The 23,782-nt window shown below is 66.4% G+C and carries 21 protein-coding genes; 6 read left to right on the top strand and 15 right to left on the bottom strand.

The features are described 5' to 3' along the window. Positions 1 to 195 precede the first annotated feature (195 nt). The 8 genes from ispF to ABQY74_RS08945 all read right to left on the bottom strand — a co-directional run bounded on the left by ispF (position 196) and on the right by ABQY74_RS08945 (position 6,758). Positions 196 to 687, bottom strand: a complete 492-nt coding sequence (gene ispF / locus ABQY74_RS08980) for a 2-C-methyl-D-erythritol 2,4-cyclodiphosphate synthase (RefSeq protein ID WP_126968800.1) — start codon at positions 685 to 687, stop codon at positions 196 to 198. A 15-nt stretch (positions 688 to 702) separates the two neighbouring features. Further along, a complete protein-coding gene (ispD, locus tag ABQY74_RS08975; protein WP_126968799.1) occupies positions 703 to 1,503 on the bottom strand; it encodes a 2-C-methyl-D-erythritol 4-phosphate cytidylyltransferase in 801 nt (266 codons plus the stop codon). Then, positions 1,500 to 1,856 (bottom strand): cell division protein FtsB, encoded by a 357-nt coding sequence (gene ftsB, locus ABQY74_RS08970; RefSeq protein WP_016904016.1) that lies wholly within the window; start codon positions 1,854 to 1,856, stop codon positions 1,500 to 1,502. The genes ispD and ftsB overlap by 4 nt, the downstream gene beginning before the upstream one ends. A gap of 3 nt (positions 1,857 to 1,859) precedes the next feature. Then, entirely contained in the window at positions 1,860 to 3,152 is a 1,293-nt protein-coding gene (gene eno, locus ABQY74_RS08965; protein WP_016904017.1) for a phosphopyruvate hydratase, read from the bottom strand. Between the two features lie 123 nt (positions 3,153 to 3,275). Then, positions 3,276 to 3,638, bottom strand: coding sequence for a hypothetical protein (locus tag ABQY74_RS08960; protein ID WP_126968798.1), 363 nt, complete (start codon positions 3,636 to 3,638; stop codon positions 3,276 to 3,278). Further along, positions 3,635 to 4,465 (bottom strand): 3-deoxy-8-phosphooctulonate synthase, encoded by an 831-nt coding sequence (gene kdsA / locus ABQY74_RS08955; RefSeq protein WP_126968797.1) that lies wholly within the window; start codon positions 4,463 to 4,465, stop codon positions 3,635 to 3,637. Before kdsA ends, ABQY74_RS08960 begins: the two co-directional genes overlap by 4 nt. A 203-nt stretch (positions 4,466 to 4,668) precedes the next feature. Then, positions 4,669 to 6,333 (bottom strand): CTP synthase, encoded by a 1,665-nt coding sequence (locus tag ABQY74_RS08950; RefSeq protein WP_024939564.1) that lies wholly within the window; start codon positions 6,331 to 6,333, stop codon positions 4,669 to 4,671. A gap of 176 nt (positions 6,334 to 6,509) precedes the next feature. After that, positions 6,510 to 6,758: a hypothetical protein gene (locus ABQY74_RS08945; protein ID WP_024939563.1), complete on the bottom strand. Its 249-nt coding sequence runs from the start codon at positions 6,756 to 6,758 to the stop codon at positions 6,510 to 6,512. 162 nt (positions 6,759 to 6,920) lie between these two features. Here ABQY74_RS08945 and parE point away from each other — a divergent pair, with 162 nt between their 5' ends. Together parE and ABQY74_RS08935 are read left to right on the top strand one after the other, a co-directional pair. Further along, positions 6,921 to 8,810 (top strand): DNA topoisomerase IV subunit B, encoded by a 1,890-nt coding sequence (gene parE, locus ABQY74_RS08940; RefSeq protein WP_016902062.1) that lies wholly within the window; start codon positions 6,921 to 6,923, stop codon positions 8,808 to 8,810. Positions 8,811 to 9,116: 306 nt separating this feature from the next. Beyond that, complete coding sequence (locus tag ABQY74_RS08935) at positions 9,117 to 10,619, top strand: S10 family peptidase (RefSeq protein WP_126968796.1); 1,503 nt, start codon at positions 9,117 to 9,119, stop codon at positions 10,617 to 10,619. Between the two features lie 245 nt (positions 10,620 to 10,864). Here ABQY74_RS08935 and ABQY74_RS08930 read toward each other — a convergent pair whose 3' ends face one another. The 3 genes from ABQY74_RS08930 to ABQY74_RS08920 all read right to left on the bottom strand — a co-directional run bounded on the left by ABQY74_RS08930 (position 10,865) and on the right by ABQY74_RS08920 (position 13,511). After that, entirely contained in the window at positions 10,865 to 11,626 is a 762-nt protein-coding gene (locus tag ABQY74_RS08930) for a YdcF family protein (RefSeq protein ID WP_126968795.1), read from the bottom strand. A gap of 121 nt (positions 11,627 to 11,747) precedes the next feature. Beyond that, on the bottom strand, positions 11,748 to 12,875 hold the full coding sequence (locus tag ABQY74_RS08925) for an inorganic phosphate transporter (RefSeq protein ID WP_024939559.1): 1,128 nt from the start codon (positions 12,873 to 12,875) through the stop codon (positions 11,748 to 11,750). A gap of 9 nt (positions 12,876 to 12,884) precedes the next feature. Then, positions 12,885 to 13,511: a DUF47 domain-containing protein gene (locus tag ABQY74_RS08920; protein WP_016902066.1), complete on the bottom strand. Its 627-nt coding sequence runs from the start codon at positions 13,509 to 13,511 to the stop codon at positions 12,885 to 12,887. 274 nt (positions 13,512 to 13,785) lie between these two features. Here ABQY74_RS08920 and ABQY74_RS08915 point away from each other — a divergent pair, with 274 nt between their 5' ends. Next, a complete protein-coding gene (locus tag ABQY74_RS08915) occupies positions 13,786 to 15,126 on the top strand; it encodes a hemolysin family protein (protein ID WP_016902067.1) in 1,341 nt (446 codons plus the stop codon). Beyond that, positions 15,110 to 15,781 (top strand): exopolysaccharide biosynthesis protein, encoded by a 672-nt coding sequence (locus ABQY74_RS08910; RefSeq protein ID WP_164737080.1) that lies wholly within the window; start codon positions 15,110 to 15,112, stop codon positions 15,779 to 15,781. Before ABQY74_RS08915 ends, ABQY74_RS08910 begins: the two co-directional genes overlap by 17 nt. 31 nt (positions 15,782 to 15,812) lie before the next feature. Here ABQY74_RS08910 and ABQY74_RS08905 read toward each other — a convergent pair whose 3' ends face one another. Next, positions 15,813 to 16,313 carry a pyridoxamine 5'-phosphate oxidase family protein gene (locus ABQY74_RS08905; RefSeq protein WP_016902069.1) on the bottom strand — a complete coding sequence of 167 codons (501 nt, stop codon included), beginning with the start codon at positions 16,311 to 16,313 and terminating at the stop codon, positions 15,813 to 15,815. Between the two features lie 60 nt (positions 16,314 to 16,373). Then, positions 16,374 to 17,375 (bottom strand): LLM class flavin-dependent oxidoreductase, encoded by a 1,002-nt coding sequence (locus ABQY74_RS08900; protein WP_016902070.1) that lies wholly within the window; start codon positions 17,373 to 17,375, stop codon positions 16,374 to 16,376. Positions 17,376 to 17,743: 368 nt separating this feature from the next. On the opposite strand from ABQY74_RS08900, the gene ABQY74_RS08895 reads away from it, so the two are divergent. Beyond that, complete coding sequence (locus ABQY74_RS08895) at positions 17,744 to 19,153, top strand: MFS transporter (protein ID WP_126968434.1); 1,410 nt, start codon at positions 17,744 to 17,746, stop codon at positions 19,151 to 19,153. 32 nt (positions 19,154 to 19,185) lie between these two features. Here the strand turns inward: ABQY74_RS08895 and ABQY74_RS08890 are convergent, their stop codons facing one another. Next, positions 19,186 to 20,883 carry an ABC transporter ATP-binding protein gene (locus ABQY74_RS08890; protein WP_349794351.1) on the bottom strand — a complete coding sequence of 566 codons (1,698 nt, stop codon included), beginning with the start codon at positions 20,881 to 20,883 and terminating at the stop codon, positions 19,186 to 19,188. A gap of 111 nt (positions 20,884 to 20,994) precedes the next feature. Beyond that, entirely contained in the window at positions 20,995 to 22,056 is a 1,062-nt protein-coding gene (locus ABQY74_RS08885; RefSeq protein WP_126968432.1) for a serine kinase, read from the bottom strand. A 156-nt stretch (positions 22,057 to 22,212) separates the two neighbouring features. Here ABQY74_RS08885 and ABQY74_RS08880 point away from each other — a divergent pair, with 156 nt between their 5' ends. Beyond that, entirely contained in the window at positions 22,213 to 23,766 is a 1,554-nt protein-coding gene (locus ABQY74_RS08880) for a radical SAM protein (RefSeq protein ID WP_104574169.1), read from the top strand. Positions 23,767 to 23,782: the final 16 nt, after the last annotated feature.

Here is a 23,782-nt window from a genome sequence, read left to right as displayed (position 1 = left end):
CGCGGTGGTGTCGCGGTGCGACGCCAAGACGAGCCCGGCGCAGGTAACCGCGATCTGGAGCGGCTGGAACACCTGGCCGGCAGTGGCCGGATGGGTGGGGAAGGCAGGCTCAGCACTGCAGGGTATGCCTGATGATCGCCATACCCGGCACCGTCCGCGCCGCCAACGGTGCGCGCAGGCGTTTGTGAGCTGCGGTCAGGCAGCGATCTTGCCGAGCAAGACCGCCGCTTGCGCAGCAATGCCCTCGCTACGGCCGGTGAAGCCGAGTTTTTCGCTGGTGGTGGCCTTGACGCTGACCGCATCGAGTTCGATCGCCAGCAGGCCGGCGATGCGTTCGCGCATCGCCAGTGCATGCGGGCCGATCTTGGGACGCTCGCAGATCACGGTGACATCGGCATTGCCGACCCGCCAGCCACGCTCGCGCAGCAAGTGATCACAATGCTGCAGGAACTGCGCACTGTCGGCGTCCTTCCAGCGCGCGTCGGACGGCGGAAAGTGCTGACCGATATCGCCCAGCGCCAGCGCGCCCAGCATCGCATCGCACAGCGCGTGCAGCACCACGTCGCCATCGCTGTGCGCGAGCACGCCATGGCCGTGCGCGACGCGCACGCCGCCCAGCATCACGTGGTCGCCCGCACCGAACGCGTGCACGTCGTAGCCCTGACCGATTCGAAAATTGAAAGACATGGTAATCCGTGGTGATTAGGGAGCGTCGGCGTCGTGGTGGGCACCAGCGGACAGCGCATCGGTGTGGCCAACGACCGCCCCGGCATGCGGGTCGGTTGCAGGCGACTGGGCATCCACTGCAACACCTCGGCGCGCCAGTTCGAATTCAAAGCGCGCCAGATCCGTCGGCGTGGTCACCTTGAAGTTGTCTTCGGCACCTTCCACCAGCAACGGGCGCAATCCCAGCCGCTCCATCGCCATCGCCTCATCGGTCACGTCCACCCCGGCCGCCGACGCTTCGGTGAGGCCACGGATCAGTTGATGGCGACGGAACAGCTGAGGGGTCAGCGCGCGCCACAGCCGCTCGCGTGGCTCGGTGGCATCGATGCCGCCATCGTCGCCGGCTCGCTTGAGCGTGTCGCGCACCGGCGCAGCCAGGATCGCGCCGACCGGATCGCCGCGGCCGATTTCCAGCAGACGCTCCAGATCGGCCAAGGCGAGATTGGGCCGCGCGGCGTCGTGCACCAGCACAAAGTCATCGGCCCGCACGCTCTCCGGCAGGGCCAGCAATCCGGCCAGCACCGATGCCGCACGTGTCCCGCCGCCGACGCAGGTCAGCACCGGCTTGTCCTGCACCGAAGTCCAGCCTGGCCAATCCGCATCGTCGGGCGCGATGGCCACCACGATGCCGGCCACCACCGGATGCGCGGCAAGCGCCGCCAGCGTGTAGGCCATCAGCGGTTGCCCGGCAGCGGACAGATATTGTTTGGGGGTCTGCCCACCAAAACGCGTGCCGCGCCCGGCGGCCGGCACGATCGCCCAGATCGAACCGGTCATGGTTGTTCCGCCGGAGCGTCAGGCTCGACGGGCGCAGCGGACGGCGCGGCCACTGCAGGCGGAAGCGGCGGTGCATCCTCGACCACGCGATAGAACGTCTCGCCCGGTTTGATCATGCCCAGCTCGCTGCGCGCGCGTTCCTCGATTGCCGCCTCGCCGTCCTTCAAATCCTTCACCTCTGCTGCCAACGCCTGGTTGCGTTGGCGCAGACCTTCGTTGTCCTGTGTCTGATGCGCGACCTGGGCTTCCAGCATCATGACTTCGCCAGAATTCCCAGGCCCGAACCAGAAGCGGTACTGCAGCCAAGCCAGCAGCACCGCCAGCACCAGCAGTAGCCAGCGCCAGTTGCGCACGGCTTAGCGCTTGAGCGAAACGAACGCGTCGCGGCCGGCGTAACGCGCGCCGGAGCCCAGCGCCTGCTCGATGCGCAGCAATTGGTTGTACTTGGCGACGCGGTCGCTGCGGCACAGCGAGCCGGTCTTGATCTGCGTGGCGGTGGTGGCCACGGCGATGTCGGCGATGGTGGTGTCTTCGGTTTCGCCCGAGCGGTGCGAGACGATCGAGGCATAGTTGGCCGCATGCGCCATCGCAATGGCTTCCAGCGTCTCGGTCAGCGTGCCGATCTGGTTGACCTTGATCAGGATCGCGTTGGCGGTGCCCGAGTCGATGCCCTGCTTGAAGATCTTCGGGTTGGTGACGAACAGATCATCGCCCACCAGCTGCACCTTCTTGCCGACGCGGTCGGTGAGCAGCTTCCAGCCGGCCCAGTCGTCCTCGGCCAGGCCGTCTTCGATGCTGATGATCGGGTACTGCGCGACCCAGTCGGCCAGGAAGTCGACGAACTGCTCGCTGGTCAGGCGCTTGTTCTCGCCGACCAGGTTGTACTTGCCGTTGTCGTAGAACTCGCTGGAGGCCACGTCCAGGCCCAGCAGCACGTCTTCGCCGGCGGTGTAGCCGGCCTTGCCGATCGCCTCGAGGATGGTGTCCAGCGCTTCGACGTTGCTGCGGAAGTCCGGCGCAAAGCCGCCTTCATCGCCCACCGCCGTGCTCAGGCCGTGGCCCTTGAGCACCGACTTGAGCGCATGGAAGATTTCGGTGCCGGCACGCAGCGCTTCGGAGAACGAGCTGCAGCCGACCGGCAGCACCATGAACTCCTGGAAATCGACGTTGTTGTCGGCATGCGCGCCGCCGTTGATGATGTTCATCATCGGCACCGGCAGTGCCACGTCGGACTCGGTGATGGTGGACAGGTACTGCCACAGCGGCTGCTTGCGCGAGGCGGCCACGGCATGCGCGGCGGCCAGAGAAACACCCAGCAGCGCATTCGCGCCCAGGCGGCCCTTGTTCTCGGTGCCGTCCAGGTCGATCAGGCGGCGGTCCAGACCCTGCTGGTCGGCCGCGTCAAAGCCCTTGAGCGTCTCGGCGATGGTGCCGTTGACGTTCTGCACCGCGTGCAGCACGCCCTTGCCCAGGTAGCGGGTCTTGTCGCCATCGCGCAGTTCCACCGCTTCCTTGGTGCCGGTCGAGGCGCCCGAGGGCACGGCAGCGCGGCCGAACGAGCCGTCGTCCAGCGTGACTTCGGCCTCCAGCGTGGGATTGCCGCGGGAGTCAAGGATTTCGCGGGCGAGGATCTTGGCGATAGTGGTCATAGGTCGATCGGTTACCAGTAAGGGGGAAGTACACCGGAAACAAGCTGCGGGATTATCGCCGCACACCGGCACATTGCCAAATCGCGTGAAGCTGCCGCACGCAACAGGCCGGCAAGCATGCCGCTAGGCCATCAAGCCCAGCAGCGGTAGCCCAGACAGCAGCAGCAAGACCGACAGCAACACCAACGCAAAGATCGCTGTGCCGGATTGGCGAGCCAGCCGCAACGCCAGCGGGCCGGCGATCAGGCAACTTGTGATCGCTACTGCGGCCAGCAGCAGCGTGACCAGCATTGGCACCCGCGTGGCCTGCATGGCATGGTCGCCGTCACCCGGCATGCCGATGCTGGCAGCGACCAGAAACACCACTGCGGCCATACACGCCCACGCGGCGATCGATGCGACCAGCGCGATCCAGCCCCAGGGCCAGTGGCGCCATTGCCGACGCTGGCGCTGCGACGCGGCCAGCGCCCAGGGATCGGAATTCATGCGAAGCGCGCGAACCCGTGCTTCTTGGTGACGGCATCCAGTTCCATCAGGGTCTCGAGCAGTTCCTCCATGCGGTCCAGCGGCCAGGCGTTGGGGCCATCCGACAAGGCCTTGGACGGGTCTGGATGGGTTTCGGCAAACAGACCGGAAATGCCCACCGCCACCGCCGCGCGCGCCAGCACCGGCACGAACTCGCGCTGGCCGCCGGAACTGCTGCCCTGCCCGCCCGGCAACTGCACCGAATGGGTGGCATCGAACACCACCGGGCAGCCGGTGTCGCGCATGACGCTCAGCGAGCGCATGTCGCTGACCAGATTGTTGTAGCCGAACGAGGCGCCGCGCTCGCAGACCATGATCTGCTCGTTGCCGGTCGACTTGGCCTTGTCGACCACCGGCTTCATGTCCCACGGCGCCAGGAACTGGCCCTTCTTGATGTTGACCGGCTTGCCGGCGGCGCAGACGTTCTTGATGAAATCGGTCTGGCGCACCAGGAAGGCCGGGGTCTGCAGCACGTCGACGACGGCGGCGACCTCGTTCATCGGGGTGTATTCGTGCACGTCGGTCAGCACCGGCACGCCGATCTGCTTTTTCACCGCCTCCAGCACCTTCAGGCCCTCTTCCAGGCCGGGGCCGCGGAAGCTGGTGCCGGAGGTGCGGTTGGCCTTGTCGAAGCTCGACTTGAAGATGAAGTTGATCCCCAGCTTGCCGGTGATCTCTTTCAGCTTGCCGGCCACGTCGAGCTGCAGCTGCATCGACTCGATCACGCAGGGGCCGGCGATCAGGAACAACGGCTGATCCAGGCCAACGTCAAAGTCACACAGTTTCATCAGGTCACCTATTGATTAAAGCCCCTCTCCCGTCGGGAGAGGGGTTGGTGTGCGGGTACGGTTGCGAAGCGCTGCTGAAGTGCGATGGTTTGCCCTGGCTGACGCGTGGCGACGCGTTCGTCATGGCGGCCATCTTCCGGTGCGTTGCGGCGCCGCTCATCCGGCGCTGCACGCCAGCTTCTCCCGATGGGAGAAGGAGTGGCTCAGGCACGCGCTTCCTTCAGCAGTTTTCCGCCCGCCTTCTTCTCGCGCGCAGCGCGCACGAAGCCGATGAACAGCGGATGCCCGTCGCGCGGGGTGGACAGGAATTCCGGATGCGCCTGGCAGGCCAGGAACCATGGGTGCGCATCGCGCGGCAGCTCCACCATCTCCACCAGCGTGTCGTCCATCGACTTGCCGGAGATCACCAGGCCGGCGTCTTCCAGCTGGGTGCGGTAGCGGTTGTTGAACTCGTAGCGGTGACGGTGACGCTCGGCGACCACATCCTTGCCGTACACCTCGCGCGCCAGCGTGCCCGGCTTGAGCCGCTGCTCCTGCAGACCCAGCCGCATGGTGCCGCCCAGGTCGGACTTCTCGTCGCGCTTTTCCACTTCGCCGGTGGCGGTGCGCCATTCGGTGATCAGGCCGATCACCGGGTGCGGCGACTGGCGATCGTTCTCGGTGCTGTTGGCTGCGTCCAGATCGGCCACGTGGCGGGCATAGTCCACCACCGCCGCCTGCATGCCGTAGCAGATGCCGAAGTACGGCACCTTGTGCTCGCGCGCATACTTGGAGGTGAGCACCTTGCCTTCGAAACCACGGTCGCCGAAGCCGCCCGGCACCAGGATGCCGTCGATATCCTGCAGCGCAGCCATGTCGCTGCCTTCCAGATCCTGCGCTTCCAGCCACTTCAGGTTGACCTTGGTACGCTGGCGCAGACCGCCGTGACGCAGCGCTTCGGCCACCGACTTGTAGGCGTCCTGGTGGTCGACGTACTTGCCGACCACCGCAATGGTGACCTCGTCCAGCGGGTGCTTGACCGCATCCACCACCGCAGCCCATTCGGACAGGTCGGGCGCAGCCACCTTGTCGCGCAGCTTGAACTGATCGATGACCAGTTCGTCCAGGCCCTGGCGACGCAGTTCCAGCGGCATGCCGTACAGCACGTCGATATCGGGGCAGCTGATCACCGCGCGCTCGGAGACGTTGGTGAACAGCGCGATCTTGCGGCGCTCCGAATCCGGTACCGCCTGCTCGGAACGGCACAGCAGCACGTCCGGCTGGATACCGATCGAGCGCAGCTCCTTGACCGAATGCTGGGTCGGCTTGGTCTTCAACTCACCGGCGGCGGCGATGTACGGCACCAGGGTGAGGTGCATGAACATGGCCTTTTCGGCGCCACGCTCGGTGCGCACCTGGCGGATCGCTTCCAGGAACGGCAGCGACTCGATATCGCCGACGGTGCCGCCGATCTCGATCAGCGCCACATCGAACCCGGCGGTGGCCTCGTCGATACAACGGCGGATCTCGTCGGTGATGTGCGGGATCACCTGCACGGTGGCGCCCAGGTAATCGCCGCGGCGCTCCTTGCGGATCACGTTCTCGTAGATCCGGCCGGTGGTGACCGAGTTCTTGCGCGACAGCCGCGTGCGCACGTAGCGCTCGTAGTGACCCAGATCCAGGTCGGTCTCGGCGCCGTCGTCGGTGACGTAGACCTCGCCATGCTGGAACGGGCTCATCGTGCCCGGGTCCACATTGATGTACGGGTCCAGCTTCATCATCGTGACCTTCAGGCCACGCGCTTCCAGAATGGAGGCAAGCGAAGCGGCGGCAATGCCCTTGCCTAGCGAGGACACTACGCCGCCGGTAACAAAAATCAGGGGGGTCATGGGGCTTGAAGCCTCCCGGAAAGCCATAGTTTAGCGGGTGACGGGCGAATGCCCAAGGGTTGCGTGACGATCATGTCGTCACAGCGGCGAAAAACGCGCTGCGCCTGGCGCTCAAATGCAGACGCCCCGACCAAGGCCGGGGCGTCCGTGTGGCGTTGTGCCGTCGCGCGATGGAATCAGCGCGCCGGCTTTTCTTCTTCCTCTTCCTCGCGCGTGGCGGCGTCGGCCTTGGGCTTGTGTGCCGCGGCGGCGGCGCGGCGCTCGGCCTTGCGCTCGGCTTCGGTCTTGGCCTTGGCGTCGTCGGCCTTCTGCGCGCTGGCGCCGGCGCCTTGCCCGGTCTGCTGGGGAGCGGCCTGGGCCATGGCAGGAAGCGCGGCCACTGCGGCAGCACCGAGGGTGAGCATCAGGATGTGCTTGAACTTCATGGTGTCCTCCGGGTTCGGTGACATCCTCAGGTGGGGACGTTTGGTTCCGAATCCAACGCCAGGGTATCCAGCCGCACCCCGCCCTGCACTGAACGCCTGTCGCGTGCAAAAAATCGGCCCACCCCCCACACTTGCGCGTCGTTTCACGTGCCAACGAGATGCATGAACACCCGTTATAACGCCGCCGATATTGAAGTGCTGTCGGGCCTGGACCCGGTCAAACGCCGCCCTGGCATGTATACCGACACTGCGCGCCCGAACCATCTGGCGCAGGAAGTGATCGACAACTCGGTCGACGAGGCGCTGGCCGGTCATGCCAGGCAGGTCGAAGTGACCCTGTACAAGGACGGCAGCTGCGAGGTGTCCGACGACGGCCGCGGCATGCCGGTGGACATGCACCCGGAAGAAAAGATTCCCGGTGTCGAGCTGATCCTGACCCGGCTGCATGCCGGCGGCAAGTTCAGCAACCGCAACTACACCTTCTCCGGCGGCCTGCACGGCGTGGGCGTGAGCGTGGTCAACGCGCTGTCGACCAAGGTCGAGCTGTTCATCAAGCGCGAAGGCAGCGAGCACCGCATGGAGTTCCGCGACGGCCACGCCGCCTCCAAGCTGGAAGTGGTCGGCACCGTTGGCAAGAAGAACACCGGCACGCGGCTGCGCTTCTGGGCCGATCCGAAGTACTTCGACACGCCCAAGTTCAACGTACGCGCGCTGCGCCATCTGCTGCGCGCCAAGGCCGTGCTGTGCCCGGGCCTGACCGTCAAGCTGCACGACGAGGCCACCGGCGAGCAGGACAGCTGGTACTTCGAGAACGGCCTGCGCGACTACCTCAAGGGCGAGATGGCCGAGCACGAGATGCTGCCGGCCGACCTGTTTGCAGGCAGCCTGAAGAAGGACACCGAGATCGTCGACTGGGCCGCGGCCTGGGTGCCGGAAGGCGAGCTGGTGCAGGAAAGCTATGTCAACCTGATCCCGACCGCGCAGCACGGCACCCACGTCAACGGCCTGCGTTCGGGCCTGACCGATGCGCTGCGCGAGTTCTGCGACTTCCGCAATCTGCTGCCGCGTGGGGTCAAGCTGGCACCGGAAGACGTGTGGGACCGGGTCACCTTCGTGCTCAGCCTGAAGATGACTGACCCGCAGTTCTCCGGCCAGACCAAGGAGCGGCTGTCCTCGCGCCAGGCCGCCGGCTTCATCGAAGGCGCCGCGCACGATGCCTTCAGCCTGTATCTGAATCAGAACGTGGAGATCGGCGAGAAGATCGCGCAGATCGCCATCGACCGCGCCAGTGCGCGCCTGAAGACCGAAAAGCAGATTGTCCGCAAGAAGGTCACCCAGGGCCCGGCCCTGCCCGGCAAGCTGGCCGACTGCATCAGCCAGGATCTGTCGCGTACCGAATTGTTCCTGGTCGAGGGCGACTCGGCCGGCGGCTCGGCCAAGCAGGCCCGCGACAAGGACTTCCAGGCGATCCTGCCGCTGCGCGGCAAGATCCTCAACACCTGGGAAGTGGCATCGGGCAGCGTGCTGGCCTCCGAGGAAGTCCACAACCTGGCGATCGCGATCGGCTGCGACCCGGGCAAGGACGACATCACCGGGCTGCGTTACGGCAAGGTGGTGATCCTGGCCGATGCGGACTCCGACGGCCTGCATATCGCCACCTTGCTGACCGCGCTGTTCCTGCAGCATTTCCCTGCGCTGGTCGCGGCCGGCCACGTGTTCGTGGCGATGCCGCCGCTGTTCCGCGTGGACGTGGGCAAGCAGGTGTTCTACGCGCTGGACGAAGAGGAAAAGACCACGCTGCTGGACAAGATCGCGCGCGAGAAGCTCAAGGGACAGGTCAGCGTCACCCGCTTCAAGGGCCTGGGCGAGATGAATCCGCAGCAGCTGCGCGAGTCGACCATCCACCCGGATACGCGCCGCCTGGTGCAGCTGACCATCGACGATGGCGAACAGACCCGCTCGCTGATGGACATGCTGCTGGCGAAAAAGCGCGCCGGCGATCGCAAGCAGTGGCTGGAGACCAAGGGCGATCTGGCGTCGCTGGAGGTTTGAATTCGCTGAAAGTCTGAAAACACCAAGCAGCGAAAGCTTCGCCCCCCAGCGGGGCGAGAAGGCACTGCTTGCGCAGGTCTCTTCGAGCGCCCGCGCTGCCAGCCCGGGCCGGGGGTGCGAAGCGGAAGTTGGGGTGAGGGTGAAGCCGATCCCCACCCTTCGGATCAGACGACTGCCTGCAGCGGCACATGCTGCTCCAAGCCAGGCAGGCCACGTCGGCCAACGCGACACACATGCCTTTGTGCACATCCATCGGACGCCATCGGCGGCCTAGCATCGTCGCTCCCTGCCGAATCTCCGATGCTCATGCCCTCCCTTCTCCGTGCCAGCCTGCTGGCCTGCGTCCTGCTCAGCGGGAACGCGCTGGCCGATGCGCCCGACAACAACGCTGCAAAAACCGACACCAAGTCCGATGCCGCCGCCGCCAAGCCCGCGCCACTGCCGGCCGATGCCAGCGTGCGGCAAAGCACCCGCGTGGGCGGGCGCACGCTGAGTTACACCGCAACCGTCGGCACCCTGCCGGTGCGCGATGCGCAGGGCAAGACCACCGGCGAGGTGGTGTTCACCGCCTACACCGTCGATGGCAAGGACCGCCCGGTGACCTTCGCGCTGAATGGTGGGCCTGGTGCGTCGTCGGTGTATCTGAACATGGGCGCGATCGGACCCAAGGTGGTGGGTTTCGGCGCCGAAGGCGACAGCGCTTCCGCGCCGGCGGCGCTGCGCGATAACCCCGGCACCTGGCTGGACTTCACCGACCTGGTGTTCATCGACCCGGTCGGCACCGGCTTCAGCCGCGCCCTGATCGGCGACGACGAGGCCAAGAAGCAGTTCTACAACCCGCAGGCCGACGTGGAATATCTCTCGCGTGCGGTCTACGACTGGCTGCTGAAGAACCGCCGCCTGCAGGCACGCAAGTACCTGGTCGGCGAAAGTTATGGCGGCTTCCGCGGCCCGCGCATCACCCAGTACCTGCAGACCCGGCTGGGCGTGGCGATGAACGGCGTGGTGCTGGTGTCGCCGTATCTCAATCCCACCCTGGACGACAACAGCGACGTGTCGCCGCTGGCCTGGATGATGACGCTGCCCTCGATCGCCGCCGCACACCTGGAACGCCAGGGCCAGCTCAGCGACACGGCGATGCGCCAGGTGATCGATTACACCCGCGGCGACTACGCGGTGGCGCTGATGAGGGGCCGCACCGACCCGCAGGCGACCGAGGCGATGCTGCAGCAGGTCACCCGCATGACCGGGCTGGACGCGACCTATGTGCGCCGCTCCGGCGGGCGCCTGGAAACCCAGGCGTATCTGCGCGAGGTGTTCCGCGACAAGGGCGAGCTGGGCAGCCGCTACGACTCCAACGTGACCGCGTTCGACCCCTTCCCCAACGATCCCGAGCAGCGCGCCAACGACCCGCTGCTGGACAGCATCATCGCGCCGACCACCACCGCGATGGTGGACTTCGTCACCCGCGTGGTCGGCTGGAAGGTCGATGCGCGTTATCAGGCGCTCAATTACGACGTCAACAAGCTATGGGACTGGAACGACGAACTGCGCAAGGGCGCGGTCACCCAGCTGCGCCAGTCGGTGGCGATCGACCCCAAGCTGCGCGTATTGATCGCGCATGGCTGGAATGATCTCTCCTGCCCGTTCATGGGCTCGGTGCTGACGGTGGACCAGATGCCGACGATGGGCAGCGACCCCAAGCGCGTGCAGGTGCGCGAATATCCCGGCGGCCACATGTTCTACAACCGCACCGATAGCCAGGCCGCATTCCGCAACGACGTCAAGACGATGTACGAAACCCGCTGAGCACCACCATCACCGGCCGCACACGCGGCGGGCGATGCATCACGCCAGCCGCAAGAAAATGCGCAACTAGCCGCGACACTACCAAGCAGCGCAATCACCCTCCCGACCGCCGCGCACACGCATTGCACCGCCAATCCGAAGGGGCACCAGGCGCCGCTGAATCAAATCAGCCACATATCAGGAAGCGCACCAGCTGCTACGAATCCCGAATCCCCATTCCCCATTCCCGATTCACCATTCCCCATTCACAACGCCCCAGCCCGAACAGCCTCCACATTCCACCCCAGCCACTCGTAAACCCGATAGCGCGCAATGCCCAGGTACTCGTGCAAGGCGACATCGGCCACGGTGAAGTTGTAGCTCTGCGGCAACCACGCCCAGGACGCGGTCAACCAGTCCGAGCGCACCGGCGTGGCGTCGATGCCGAAGTGGCGGAAGTACAGCTCGGCACGCCGCAGATGCGTGGCCGAGGACACCAGCACGACCCGATCGGGGCGGTACTGGCGCAGTAACGGCTGGCTGAACTGCGCGTTCTGCCAGGTGTTCATGCTGGACGGCTCCATGATCAGGTCGGCCTGGTCGATGCCCAGCCCGATCAGCACCTTTCGATACACCACCGCCTCGGACAGGCCCAGCCCGCGCGCGTCGCCGCCGCTGATCTCGATCTTGCAGTCGCCGCCATGCGCACGGCACTGCCGGTACAGCCGCGCCGACTCGACGATGCGGCCGTAGGCGAACATGTTGGCCTCGGCGGTGGCGTCGGGGCCATCCGGCCGCACCGTGCCCGCGCCCAGCAGCACGATCATGTTGCGCGCGCGCCAGTCGTTGAAATCGTTGACGCCGGTCTGCTGCAGCCCGTGCAGCATCCAGCTCGCCAACGGGCCGCAGCCCACCAGCAGCAGCAACGCCAATGTGGCCGCTGCCAGCGCACGCGCAGTGCGCAGCCAGCGCCGGCGGCCGATCAGCCAGGACAGCAAGAACAGCACGCACACCAGCGCAAGCATCATCGGCGCGTTTCCTCAGGCAGGACGCGTTGGCACATCAGGGTCGAACGGCATGACCTGCAACAGGGCACGCCGCGGTTGGCGCGCATGCTCGCCCACCGAGGTGACCACAGCGCGACATCGCTCAGGTCCAGCCGAACCATTCGAAGCAGCGCAGGATCAGATACGCCACTCCGCCGGCGGCCGGGATGGTCAGGATCCAGGCCCAGACGATGCGCTCGATCACGCCCAGCCGCAGCGAGCGCGGGTTCTTGGCAAAGCCCACGCCCATGATCGCGGTGGAAATGCTGTGCGTGGTCGACACCGGCATGCCGAAGTGCGCGGCCACGGTCAGCACGGTGGCCGAGCTGGTTTCTGCGGCAAAGCCGTGGATGGGATGCAGCTTGACCATCTTGTGGCCGAGCGTCTTGATGATCTTCCAGCCGCCCGAGGCGGTGCCGGCGGCCATCACCACCGCACAGGTCAGCACGATCCACATCGGAATGCCGGCGCCCGCAGCCAGGCCGGTGCCCGGATGCAGGAACGACAGCCAGCTCGGCAGATCGTCCAGCGCACCGGCCGACTGCGCGCCGATCAGGGTCATCGCGATGATGCCCATGGTCTTCTGCGCGTCGTTATGGCCGTGGGCATAGCCCATGTAGGCGGCCGAGGCGATCTGCGCCTTGCCGAAGAACGCATTGACCCAGCGCGGACGCGCCAGCCGCCCGATCGGCCCGCCCAGCCGGGCCATGCCGGCGATGATCGCCCACAGCAACAGCATCACCACGATGCCGAGCAGGAAGCCGGCGATCGGCGAGGTGATCATCGGCACGAACACCTTCCACAACAGGCCCTTGTTCTTGGCCCAGTTGCCGATGTTTTCCGACCAGATCAAGGCGTTCCAGTTGTTGTGCGCGGCGGCCAGGCCGGCGCCGCACAGCCCGCCAATCAGGGCATGCGAGGACGACGACGGCAGGCCTTTCCACCAGGTGATCAGGTTCCAGATGATGCCGCCCAGCAGCGCGCACAGGATCACCTGCGGGGTGACCTCGACCACCTCGGTATTGAGCAGGCCGGAGGCGATCGTCAGCGCCACCGCGGTGCCGGTAAGCGCGCCGATCAGGTTCATGCCGGCGGCCAGCATCACCGCCCAGCCCGGCGACAGCACCTTGGTGGCGACCACGGTGGCGATGGAGTTGGCGGTGTCGTGGAAGCCGTTGATGAACTCGAACACCAACGCCGCCAGGATCACCACCAGAACTAGGGTAAGCACGCGGCGACCTCAGCTGTTCTTCAATACGATCTGGTACACCACCACCCCTGCCTCGCGGCAACGGTCGATGGCCTTTTCCAGAATCTCGAAGAATTCCTTGAGCAGGAACATCTGCAGCGTGTCCAGGCGGCCGGAATAGATGTCGCGATACAGCTCGAGCATCAGCCGGTCGGCCTCGTTTTCCAGCATGCGCAGCTTGTCGTTGAGCGCGGTCATGCGATCGATGTTCATCTGCGGCAGGTCGGCCACCATCTCCACCACCACCGCGGCGGCCTGTTCCAGCATCGCCGCGCGCGGGGCGAAGTCGATGTGCTCCAGATGCTTGGTGGCCAGCGAGTAGCGGTCGGCGAACTTCTCGACCTGCTTGGGAATCTTGTACAGGGCCGAGCCCAGCGCTTCGATGTCCTCGCGCTCGATCGGGGTCATGAAGCTGTCCACCAGCGCCTGGCCGATCTTGTCCGAGGCGGCGCGTTCGCGCAGGCGGGCCAGCTTGAAGGCGTCCAGCGCGGGTTGGCGGTCGGACGTGCGCATCATGGCATGCAAGGCCTTGGTGCTGTCGTAGGCGGCCTGCGCCGCTTCGTTCAGAAGCGCATAGAACTGCTTGCCGGAGCCGAAGATGGTCTGCAACGAGAACATGGGTGGAAAACTTCCTGCCGTCGAGGGAGAGACGGACGCCAAGCGCGAATTATGACCGTTCCATGACCTGTCTGGGTATCTCGGCGGCGCAGGCGGCCTTCACATCGGCATTTCCCGGCTCGAACCACCCTGTGGTTTGCTAACATGCTCCCGCGCCCTCGGGTGCACCCTATGGAAGACGACCCTATATTCCCCCGTTGCCGCCCCGCCCCTGTGCGCGCCGGCCAACCCAGTGCTCGCCCGCCCTCCCCTCCACTGACCGGGGAAGACGCCCGTGGTTGAGTTTCTGATCGTCATCGCGCTGATCCTGTTGAACGGCTTCTTCGCGATGTCGGAAATGTCCCTGATGACCTCGCGCAAGAGCCGGCTGAAGCAGATGGCCGGCTCCAGCAAGCGCGCTGCCCGCGCCCTGGCGCTGGCCGAAAGCCCGGAAAACTTCCTGTCCACGGTGCAGATCGGCATCACCCTGATCGGCATCCTGACCGGCGTGTTCGGTGGCGAGGCGATCGGCGAGGCCATCAGCAGCTGGCTGCAGGGGCTGTTCCCGGCGCTGTCGGCCTCGTTCGAGCTGGTCGGCAAGCCGCGCCCGTATTCGGTGGTGATCGGCAGCACGCTGGCGGTGGCCCTGATCACCTTCCTGACGCTGATCTTCGGCGAGCTGGTGCCCAAGCGGCTGGCGCTGCGCAACTCCGAAGACATCGCCGGGGTGGTCGCGGTACCGATGGCGTGGCTGGCAAAGATCGCCGCGCCCGGCGTGTGGGTGCTGGCGCGCTCGACCCGGCTGGTGCTGCGCATGCTCGGCATGGGCAAGGACGAATCGGCATCGGTGACCGAAGAGGAGATCCGCATGCTGGTGGCCGAAAGCCACGAGGCCGGCGTGATCGATGCACACGAGCGCGACATGATGAACCGCGTGATGCGGCTGGGCGACCGCACCGCCGACAGCCTGATGACGCCGCGCAACCGCATCGCCTGGCTGGATGCCAACGCCGAGCCGGAACGCAATCTGCTGGTGATGCGCGAACACGAATTCTCGCGCTACCCGGTCTACCGCGGCAGCGACCAGGACATCGCCGGCGTGCTGGAGGTCAAGTCGCTGGTCACGCGCATGGACGGACACGGCGCGCAGCTGTTCCAGGCGCTGCGCGACACCTTGTTCGTGTCCGAGTCCACGCATGCGATGAAGCTGCTGGAGATCTTCCGCGAAGAGCAGCAGTCGATGGCGCTGGTGGTGGACGAATACGGCGAAATCCGCGGGCTGGTGACCATCAGCGACCTGATGGGCGCGGTGGTGGGCCGCCTGCAGGCGGTGGAAAACACCGACGAGGACGCGCTGGTGGTCACGCGCGCCGACGGCTCGCTGCTGATCGACGGCTCGTTGCCGGTGGAGGAACTGCGCGAAGTGCTGGGTGCCGAACTGCCGGAGGCCGACGAAGGCGACTACCACACGCTCGCCGGCCTGTGCATCTACTACTTCGGGCGCATTCCGCAGGCGGGCGAATTCTTCGATTGGGCCGGCTGGCGCATCGAGATCGTCGACCTGGATGGCGCACGCGTGGACAAGCTGCTGCTGAGCCGCGTCAGCGACGAGGGCAGCGATGACATCGTCGGATAACCGCGTCCCGCCCTCGGATGGAGCGGACGGTGCGCAGATGCGCTATCGCAACGAAGGCATCCGCAGCCTGCTGGCGGCCTTCAGCGAGGGCGATCCGGAGCATGTGTTGCGGGTGCGCGAAATCCTGGCCGATCTGCAGCAGAGCGCATTCGGGGTGTTCCTGTTCCTGGCGATCCTGCCGTCATTCATTCCGATTCCCGGCGTGGCCGGCGGCATCAGTGGCCCGCTGACGGTGTTGATCGGGCTGCAGATGATGTGCTGCCTGCGCAAGCCATGGGTGCCGCGTTTCATCGGCGATCGCGGGCCGCGCCGCAGCACCAGCCAGCGTTTCGTCGCGCGGCTTGCGCCGACGCTGCAACGCCTGGACCGGCTGCTCAAGCCGCGCCTGCACGGCGTGCTGGACCGGATGCCGGCGCAGATGGTCACCGGCGTGCTGCTGGTGCTGGTCGGCATCCTGCTGACCCTGCCGATTCCATTCACCAACTACATCTTCGGGCTGATCCTGCTGCTGTTTGCGCTGGCCCTGCTCGAGCGCGACGGCGCATTGCTGCTGGTGGGCTGGGCCGCTGCGCTGATCTCGGTGGCGGTGTTCGGCGTCACCTCGGACCAGTTGCTGGACCTGATCCGCGGTTGGTGGCCGGCCGCCTGGCGCTGAGCACGCGACGGCCGGCACACCTGGAGCACAGTTACTTCAGATCGACCACGCGGTTGTCCGACAGGCTGCCGGTATCGTCGGTCACGGCCGTCATCACGAAGTACAGCGCCTTGCCCAGCAGCCCGCTCGGGCCATCCCAGTACTCGGCCGATTCGGCGCGCACATGGATCAGGCGCAGGTTGGGGTCGTCCTTGCCACCGGGGAAGAACACCTTCATCGCCGGCGACCACAGCTGCTCGATCTTGGCGCGGTCATCGACCACGCGTGCGGTACCGGCGACCGATACGTAGCTGTTCTTCGAGGCCGAGGCATAGGCCACGTTGACGCGCGGATCGGCGGCAATTTCGGCCACCTTCGGGCTGTCGGCGGCGGTGGCGAACCACAGGTCGCCATCGAATTCGACTTCCTGCGTCCCCAACGGCCGGCTCACCAACTTGCCGTCGGCCGACACGGTCGTGAACATCGCGATGTCCACGCCGCGGATCAATTCCGCCAACTGCTTGATGCTCTCGCTGCGTTCCTGAAATTGCATGCTTGTCTTCCCAATGGAGGTGCATGCATCTGAGCGGATCGTCGCGCAAAGCGACGTGAATCACGCAGGGGTCACGTCCAGCTCGCGGCAGGCCATGGCGGCGATTTCGAACGAACGTAAACGCGCAGCATGGTCGTAGATGTTGGCGGTGAACAGCAGTTCGTCCGGGGTGTGGCGCTCGATGAACTCGGCCACGCCCTGGGCGATCTGCTCGGCATCGCCCAGCACCGTGCACGCCAACGCGCGCTCCACGCCGGCACGCTCGTGCGGCTGCCAGAAGCTGTCGATATCGTCGATCGGCGCGGGAATCTTGCCCGGCTTGCCGCGGCGCAGGTTGACGAAGCTCTGCTGCTGGGTGGTGAACAGGCGGCGTGCCTGCGCTTCGGTTTCCGCGGCCACCACATTCAAGGCCAGCATCACGTGCGGCTTGGCCAACTGCGCGGACGGACGGAACTCGCGGCGGTAGATCGCCACCGCCTCGTCCATCGCATCGGGCGCGAAATGCGAGGCGAACGCGAACGACAAGCCCATCGCCGCGGCCAGCCGCGCACTGAACAGGCTGGAACCCAGCAGCCACACCGGCACGTCGAGACCGCCCCCCGGCACTGCCTGCACCAGTTGCCCCGGCACCACCGGCGCGAAGTAGCGCAACAGCTCGGCCACGTCCTGCGGGAAATGGTCGGCGCTGTCGAAATAGCGGCGCAGGGCGCGCGCGGTCGGCTGGTCGGTGCCGGGCGCGCGGCCCAGGCCCAGGTCGATGCGCTGCGGATACAGCGAGGCCAGCGTGCCGAACTGTTCGGCCACCTGCAGCGGCGCATGGTTGGGCAGCATGATGCCGCCGGCGCCGACGCGGATGGTCTTGGTGCCGCCGGCGACGTGGCCGATCAGCACCGCGGTGGCGGCGCTGGCGATGCCCGGCATGTTGTGGTGCTCGGCCAGCCAGTAACGCTGGTAGCCCCAGCGCTCGGCGTGCTGGGCCAGATCGAGCATGTTGGCGAAGGCGTGGGTGGTGTCGCTGCCTTCGCAGACCGGCGCCAGGTCGAGCACGGAAATGGGCGTCATCGGATGACTCCGGGGAATGAGTGATAGGCATGAGATGGGGCTGGCCAGGCGGCTTTGCCACCTGCCCAGGTGGCGCTGGGGGGATTACAGCATTCCAGTGGTCAAACAACGGGAGGACCTGCAGCTGACCACTGCCCCGCTCCGTGCCCAGGCCCGCGCCTCGTTGCACAGGCGCTGCAACGCAGGCGCGGCAATGGCGTGCAAGCCACACATTCACCGCGGAGGGAGGGATATCAGGCCATGCGCGATGGCTGTGGGGTGCCTTGCGCTCGTCGGATCGCCTGCGAATGCAGTTGCCTGACCGCGAAGCGCGGGCGCCGGGTGACAGGGCTGCTGGCTATGATGGACACCGCACTGGCAGCGCCTGCATGACGATGGCTTCGACCGCTCCGCTTGACCCCGCTTCCGCCACCCTGCACATCGCCGCGCGGATCGACCGGCTGCCGGCCAGCGCGACGCTGTGGCGGCTGGTCGGCCTGCTCGCGCTGGGTGGATTTTTCGAGTTGTACGACCTGTTCCAGACCGCCTATATCAGCCCCGGGCTGATCCGCGACGGCATCTTTGCCAGCGCTGCCGATGGCGCGTTCGGCATGTCCGACCAGGCCGCGTTTGCGGCGGCGACGTTTCTGGGCCTGTTCGTCGGCGCGGCCCTGCTGAGTCCGTTCGCCGACCGCTTCGGGCGCCGTCCGGTGTTCACCTTCGCCCTGATCTGGTACACCGCCGCGACCGTGGCGATGGGCCTGCAGCACACCGCCACCGGCGTCATCCTGCTGCGCTTGGTGGTCGGGATCGGCCTGGGCATCGAGCTGGTCACCATCGACACCTATCTGTCCGAGCTGGTGCCGCGGCATATGCGCAGTGCCGCATTCGCGTTTGCATTCTTCGTGCAGTTTCTGGCGGTGCCTGCGGTGGCGCTGACCGCCTGGCTGCTGGTGCCGCATGCACCGCTGGGGGTGAGTGGCTGGCGCTGGGTGGTGCTGCTGAGCGGGGTATTTGCGCTGGCGATCTGGTGGCTGCGTAGCCGGTTGCCGGAATCCGCCCGCTGGCTGGCGGCGCAGGGACGCCATGCCGAAGCCGATGCGGTCTTGACCCGCCTCGAAACGCGCTGCGTGCGCGATCTGGGTGCGCCCCTGGACGCACCGCAGGTGGCCGCCCCTTCGCCGGCCGGCGACATGCAGACCGCGGCGCTGTGGCGTGCGCCGTATCGCGGGCGCATCGGCATGCTGGTGGTGTTCCATATCTTTCAGGCGATCGGCTTCTTCGGCTTCGGCAACTGGTTGCCGGCATTGATCTCGGCGCAAGGCACCGGCGTGACCAAGAGCCTGGCCTATTCCTTTGCGATTTCGCTGGCCTACCCGCTGGCGCCGCTGCTGTTGCTGCGCTTTGCGCAGCGCTGGGAGAACAAATGGCAGATCACCGCATCGGCCCTGGGCGCGGTGCTGTTCGGCGTGCTGTTTTCGCTGCAGCATCAGGCGCTCGGCATGGTGTTGTGCGGGGCGATGATCGCGTTCTGCAATGCCTGGATGAGCTTTGCCTATCACGGCTATCAGGCCGAGCTGTTCCCCACCGGCTTGCGCGCGCGGGCGGTGGGCTTTTGCTATTCCTTCAGCCGTCTTTCCACGGCGGTGAGCAGCGTGCTGATCGGTTGGCTGCTCGCCCAAGTCGGCAGCCATGGCGTGCTGGCCTTTATCGTGATCAGCATGTCGATCGTGGCCAGCGTGATTGCGCTATTGGGCCCGCGCACGCGCAATCGGGCGCTGGAAGAGATTGCCGGCTGATCGCGCTGCCGACGCGAGCACGCCACCTGGCATCACGCGTCCGAGCTTGCAACCGCATCGGCGTAGGCAGCGGTCTGCGCCGCTACTGCAATGCCCAAGACAACCGTGCGATCGGCCACTGCGGCCAGGCTGGTGCGATGCGAGACCACCACCAGCACGGTCTGCGGCAGGCGTTGCCGCAGCATGCCCAACACCTGCTGTTCGGCCTCTGCATCCAGTGCGCTGGTGGCCTCGTCCAGCACCGCCAGGGTCGGCTTGCGCAACAGCACCTGCGCCAGCAGCAGGCGCTGCGCTTCGCCACCGGACAGGCGCCCATCCGGGCCGTTGATCGGGCTGTCCAGGCCTTGCCCGTCGCGCTGCAGACGCACGCCCAATCCGACGTCGGTCAATACCTGCCACATGCGTGCATCGCTGGTGCCGGGCAATGCCCAGTCCAGACAGGCGCGGATCGTGCGCTGCCACGGCCGCACCCCCTGGCCGAGGTAGGCGCCATGCCGCACCAGGGCGCGATACGCGGCAAAATCCAGCCGGCGCCCGGCCATGTGCGCGGTAAACTGCGCAGGCGGGGTCTGACCCGAGAGCACGTCCATCAGACTGCTCTTGCCGATGCCGGAGGGACCGACGACCAAGGTCAGCTCGCCGGGCAGCAACAGCAGCGGATCGAGAGCGAGCCTGGGCAACGGCGGTGCCAGGCCGATGTGTTCGAGATGCAGGGCGGCCGGCAACGGTTGTGCCGGTGCGGCCGACGCCGGTGGACGCGTCGTGCCCAGCGCCACATAGCGCCGCCACAGCTGCAACGCCGGCCACGCCGAGCGCAGTTGCTGCACGCTCTGCCGGGTGCTGACCAGATACGGCAGCAGGCGCCCGAGCAGCAGGCTGACGGTGATCAACGCAGCGCGGTCCGCGCCCTGCCACAGGTTGGCCAGCACCAGGATGCCGGCGATCACAGCCACTGCGGTGGCTTCGAGCATCAGCCGGCTGCCCGCCACCAGCGCCTGCTGCTGCGCATAGCCCTGCCCCAATCGAGCGGAAATGCGCTCGTAATGGAGGGTTTCCAATGCTTCGCGCTGGAACGAACGTACATGCCGCAGGCGCCGCGGGAAATCTTCGCTCAGCCAGAACAGCTGCGTCATGTCGGCCACGTAATCGCGGCTGATGCGCGCCTGGGTGTCGCTGCTGGAGATGCGCAAGCCCAGCCACGCCAGTGCCAGCAGCAGCGGCGTGGCCATCAGCAACGCGGGGGCGATCATGACCGCGATGCAGATGCTCACCAAAGCTGTCATTCCGGCCACCAGCAGCTGCAAGGTGGCACTGAAACCCTGGGTGGCGATCTCGATGTTGTAGGTCAGCACGTTGGCGATTTCCGCCGAGCTGGCACCGGACAGGGCCGGCAGCGGCGCATCGATCAACGCCGCATGCACGCGTTGCCGCAGCCCGATCGCGTAGCGGCTGGTCAGCCGTGCGGCCAGCCGTGCGCCATGCCAGCGCAGTGCGGCAAACACCAGGCTGACACCGGCAAACAGCGCCACCTGCATCGCCAGACCATCCGCTGAAGCCAGCGCGTAGCCGGCCAGGCGGACGGCATGACCAGGCTGCACCAGTGGCACCAGGCTGACCGCGACGAGGCTGCCGGCCAGTGCGGCCAGCAGCGACAAGCCCACATAGAGCGCGATGGTCGAGACATCCGCCGGCACCAGCGTGCCGACGAAATCGCGCCATAGCGCGCGCATGGGCTTGCGGTCTGCAGTAGCGCGCATCTCAGTCACGCATGACCCTCACGGTGGAATGCGGCATGGCGTCGGCCTGAAAGAGGCCGCGCTGCTGCCGCATTGCCGGCGCGCTCACCGCAACACCTGCAGCAGCGCGTCCAGCGCGGCCTGCGGATGCGCTCCACGGCGCAGGGTGAACATGCCGACGCGCTGTACCTGTTGGATAAAGCGCTGCCAGCCCGGTTGCCCGGCCGCATACGGTTGATCGTCTGCCAGGCAAGCGGCAATGCGTTCGGCGGGCATTGCCAGCAACAGCTGTGCGGGATCGCTCGCTGGCGTTGCCGACAGCATCACCACTGCACACAGCTGCAAGGGCGCGCGCGCCAGCTGCGCACGGCCGTGACGGATGTCGATCTCGAACTTTTCCACACCGCTGCGGCGGCGGATGGTTGGCGAGGCGCTGATCCACGCGCGCGTGTCCGCATCGACCAGGCCCAGCGCGTCGGCGCGCAGATGCAGGAAGTTGGCAACACCGGTGGTGAGCAGACTCTCCGGCGCCACGAACACGCCGTCTTCGGCGATGAAATCCAGGCCATGCAGCAGGCTGTGTAATGCCAGGGTCGATTTGCCGGCGCCACTGGCGCCGAGCAACAGCACACAGCGTCCCTGCCGGCCCACGCAGGCGCCATGCAACGGCACCAGGCCCATGCCGCGCGCCGCCAGCAGAAATACCGAAAATTCGATCAGCTCATAACGCACGTGATAGGCGTGGGCGAGCATGTCGTCGGAAACCACCAGCATGGCGCGGCGCGCGGGCACCGACAACATCAGGTAATTGCAGGCATCCATGACGCCGCACAGCAACCCGCCGCTGGCATGAGTGCGCACCGGTGGCGGCTGTGCGCTCGAAGCCGCGTGACCACGCGCCACCAGATCCAGCGTGATATGGAATTCCGGCGCACCCGGCAGGCGATGCGCGGGCAGGCCCGCGTAGGCCAGGTCCACCAATGCCAGCAGCGCGTCGCTGTCGCTTTCGAAGTGGAACAGTGCGCCAAGGATCTGCCGGCGCACGCACTGCCGACGCGGCCGATGTTCGCCGAACGGATCTGCTGCCACTGCCGCCGCATCCGGCGCGCCAGTGCGTGCGTCATCGCCCACCGGCATCAATTGCGCCAACGCAGCCGACTGCGGCATGCCCTTCCACCCATTGCATCGATCAGCCGGTGTGTGCCGAACGGCAACAGAAAGGTTGCCGCATCCGCATCGGCACCTGTGCCCAATGCACGCCAACGACGGCATGCCGATCGGCGCAACCAAAGCCACCTGCATCCGCACCTACTGCCGAGCCGAATGCCGGTGCCTGCGCACGCCGCCGCTGCGCGCACCTGGCGACAGAACGAGAGCCTTGTGCAGATGCTAAAGATCCAGGTCAGTCATTCGTATTTCCTGCGTTACGACCCCAAGCAATGGGAGCGCGGCAAGCCGTATCCACCGTTGGCGACGCTGCAGGTTGCCGCGTTATTGCGCGAGCGCGGCCATGCGCTGAGCCTGTTCGACGCGATGCTGGCCGACGATGTGCAGGACTACACCGGCGCCTTGCACGCTGCGCAGCCTGACCTTGTGGTGTTCTACGAGGACAACTTCAACTTCCTCACCAAGATGTGCCTGAGCCGCATGCGCGAGGCGGCCTGCCAGATGATTGGGCAAGCGCGCGCGGCCGGCTGCCGCGTGCTGGTGGCCGGCTCCGATGCATCCGACAACCCGGATGTGTTTCTGGCTGCCGGCGCGCACGCGGTGTTGATTGGCGAAGGCATCGCACCACTGCTCGAACTGGTGGCGCGCGTCGAAGAAGATCCCATCATCGATACAGACGCCTGGCTCGCGGGCGTTGCACGTATCGCCGTCAGCTCAGCTGCTGCAGCACACGTGCATCGTGGCGCACAACCGCCGGACGCGCGCCTGAGCGGCCTGCCGGCCTGGGACCTGGTGGACATGCCGCGCTATCAGCGGTTCTGGCGGCAACGGCACGGCTATTTCAGCCTCAACATGGCCGCCTCGCGCGGTTGTCCGTTCCGCTGCAACTGGTGCGCCAAACCGATCTGGGGCAATCACTACAAGCGCCGCGACGCGGAAGACGTGGCTGCCGAAATGATCCATCTCAAGCGCAGCTTCCAGCCCGATCACCTCTGGATGGCCGACGACATCTTCGGCTTCCACATCGATTGGGTGGAAACCTTTGCGCAGCGCCTGAGCGACGCCGATGGCGCGATCCCGTTCACCATCCAGACCCGCGCCGACCTGGCCAGCGAGCGCATGGCTGCCGCGCTGGCACGCGCCGGCTGCGCAGAGGCCTGGCTGGGTGCCGAAAGCGGCAGCCAGCGCATCCTGGACAAAATGACCAAGGGCACCGAGGTTGGCGAGGTGATCGCCGCACGCCGGCGCCTGGGTGCGCATGGGATCCGCGTGGGCTTCTTCATTCAACTCGGCTACCTGGGCGAAGAACTCGAAGACATCCTGGCCACGCGCGCACTGGTGACACAGGCCAACCCGGACATCATCGGCGTCAGCGTGTCCTATCCGCTGCCCGGCACCAAGTTCTACGAAGAAGTGAAAAACCAGCTGGGCGGCAAGACCCATTGGCAGGACAGCGACGACCTGGCGATGATGTTCCATGGCGCGTACGACTCGGAGTTCTACCGCAGCGTGCGCGATCTGCTGCATACGCAGGTCGACCTGCAACAGGCGCGCGCCACGCTGGGCGCCGATGCGTTTGCACAGGCCTCGGACACGTTGGAAGCGCGCTGGTCCGCCTTGATCGCCAGTGAACAGCAACATCGCACCGAGCCGCTTGCCGGCGCTGCAGAACCCCAACCGCGCCAGTTGGCCAGCGTGCTGGTCGGCTAGCGCGTAACCCGCCGAC

Origin of the sequence: Xanthomonas sp. WHRI 7064 (assembly GCF_040202355.2) — a bacterium.
Taxonomy (GTDB): Bacteria; Pseudomonadota; Gammaproteobacteria; order Xanthomonadales; family Xanthomonadaceae; genus Xanthomonas; species Xanthomonas arboricola.
The sequence above is the reverse complement of the archived record's forward strand: the minus strand, read 5'-3'. Positions and strand labels throughout refer to the sequence as shown.

Bases quoted from the DNA above. Each gene is read 5' to 3' on its own strand.
- ABQY74_RS08960 (WP_126968798.1), bottom strand. From the start codon at position 3,638: ATGAATTCCGATCCCTGGGCGCTGGCCGCGTCGCAGCGCCAGCGTCGG.
- ispF (WP_126968800.1), bottom strand. From the start codon at position 687: ATGTCTTTCAATTTTCGAATCGGTCAGGGCTACGACGTGCACGCGTTC.
- ABQY74_RS08890 (WP_349794351.1), bottom strand. From the start codon at position 20,883: ATGCGCGCGCTATGGCGCGATTTCGTCGGCACGCTGGTGCCGGCGGAT.
- ABQY74_RS08905 (WP_016902069.1), bottom strand. From the start codon at position 16,313: ATGCAATTTCAGGAACGCAGCGAGAGCATCAAGCAGTTGGCGGAATTG.
- kdsA (WP_126968797.1), bottom strand. From the start codon at position 4,465: ATGAAACTGTGTGACTTTGACGTTGGCCTGGATCAGCCGTTGTTCCTG.
- ABQY74_RS08920 (WP_016902066.1), bottom strand. From the start codon at position 13,511: ATGTTCTCGTTGCAGACCATCTTCGGCTCCGGCAAGCAGTTCTATGCG.
- ABQY74_RS08935 (WP_126968796.1), top strand. From the start codon at position 9,117: ATGCCCTCCCTTCTCCGTGCCAGCCTGCTGGCCTGCGTCCTGCTCAGC.
- ABQY74_RS08895 (WP_126968434.1), top strand. From the start codon at position 17,744: ATGACGATGGCTTCGACCGCTCCGCTTGACCCCGCTTCCGCCACCCTG.
- ABQY74_RS08950 (WP_024939564.1), bottom strand. From the start codon at position 6,333: ATGACCCCCCTGATTTTTGTTACCGGCGGCGTAGTGTCCTCGCTAGGC.
- ABQY74_RS08945 (WP_024939563.1), bottom strand. From the start codon at position 6,758: ATGAAGTTCAAGCACATCCTGATGCTCACCCTCGGTGCTGCCGCAGTG.
- ABQY74_RS08880 (WP_104574169.1), top strand. From the start codon at position 22,213: ATGCCGGTGCCTGCGCACGCCGCCGCTGCGCGCACCTGGCGACAGAAC.
- ABQY74_RS08885 (WP_126968432.1), bottom strand. From the start codon at position 22,056: ATGCCGCAGTCGGCTGCGTTGGCGCAATTGATGCCGGTGGGCGATGAC.
- ispD (WP_126968799.1), bottom strand. From the start codon at position 1,503: ATGACCGGTTCGATCTGGGCGATCGTGCCGGCCGCCGGGCGCGGCACG.
- eno (WP_016904017.1), bottom strand. From the start codon at position 3,152: ATGACCACTATCGCCAAGATCCTCGCCCGCGAAATCCTTGACTCCCGC.
- ABQY74_RS08900 (WP_016902070.1), bottom strand. From the start codon at position 17,375: ATGACGCCCATTTCCGTGCTCGACCTGGCGCCGGTCTGCGAAGGCAGC.
- ABQY74_RS08930 (WP_126968795.1), bottom strand. From the start codon at position 11,626: ATGATGCTTGCGCTGGTGTGCGTGCTGTTCTTGCTGTCCTGGCTGATC.
- parE (WP_016902062.1), top strand. From the start codon at position 6,921: ATGAACACCCGTTATAACGCCGCCGATATTGAAGTGCTGTCGGGCCTG.
- ABQY74_RS08910 (WP_164737080.1), top strand. From the start codon at position 15,110: ATGACATCGTCGGATAACCGCGTCCCGCCCTCGGATGGAGCGGACGGT.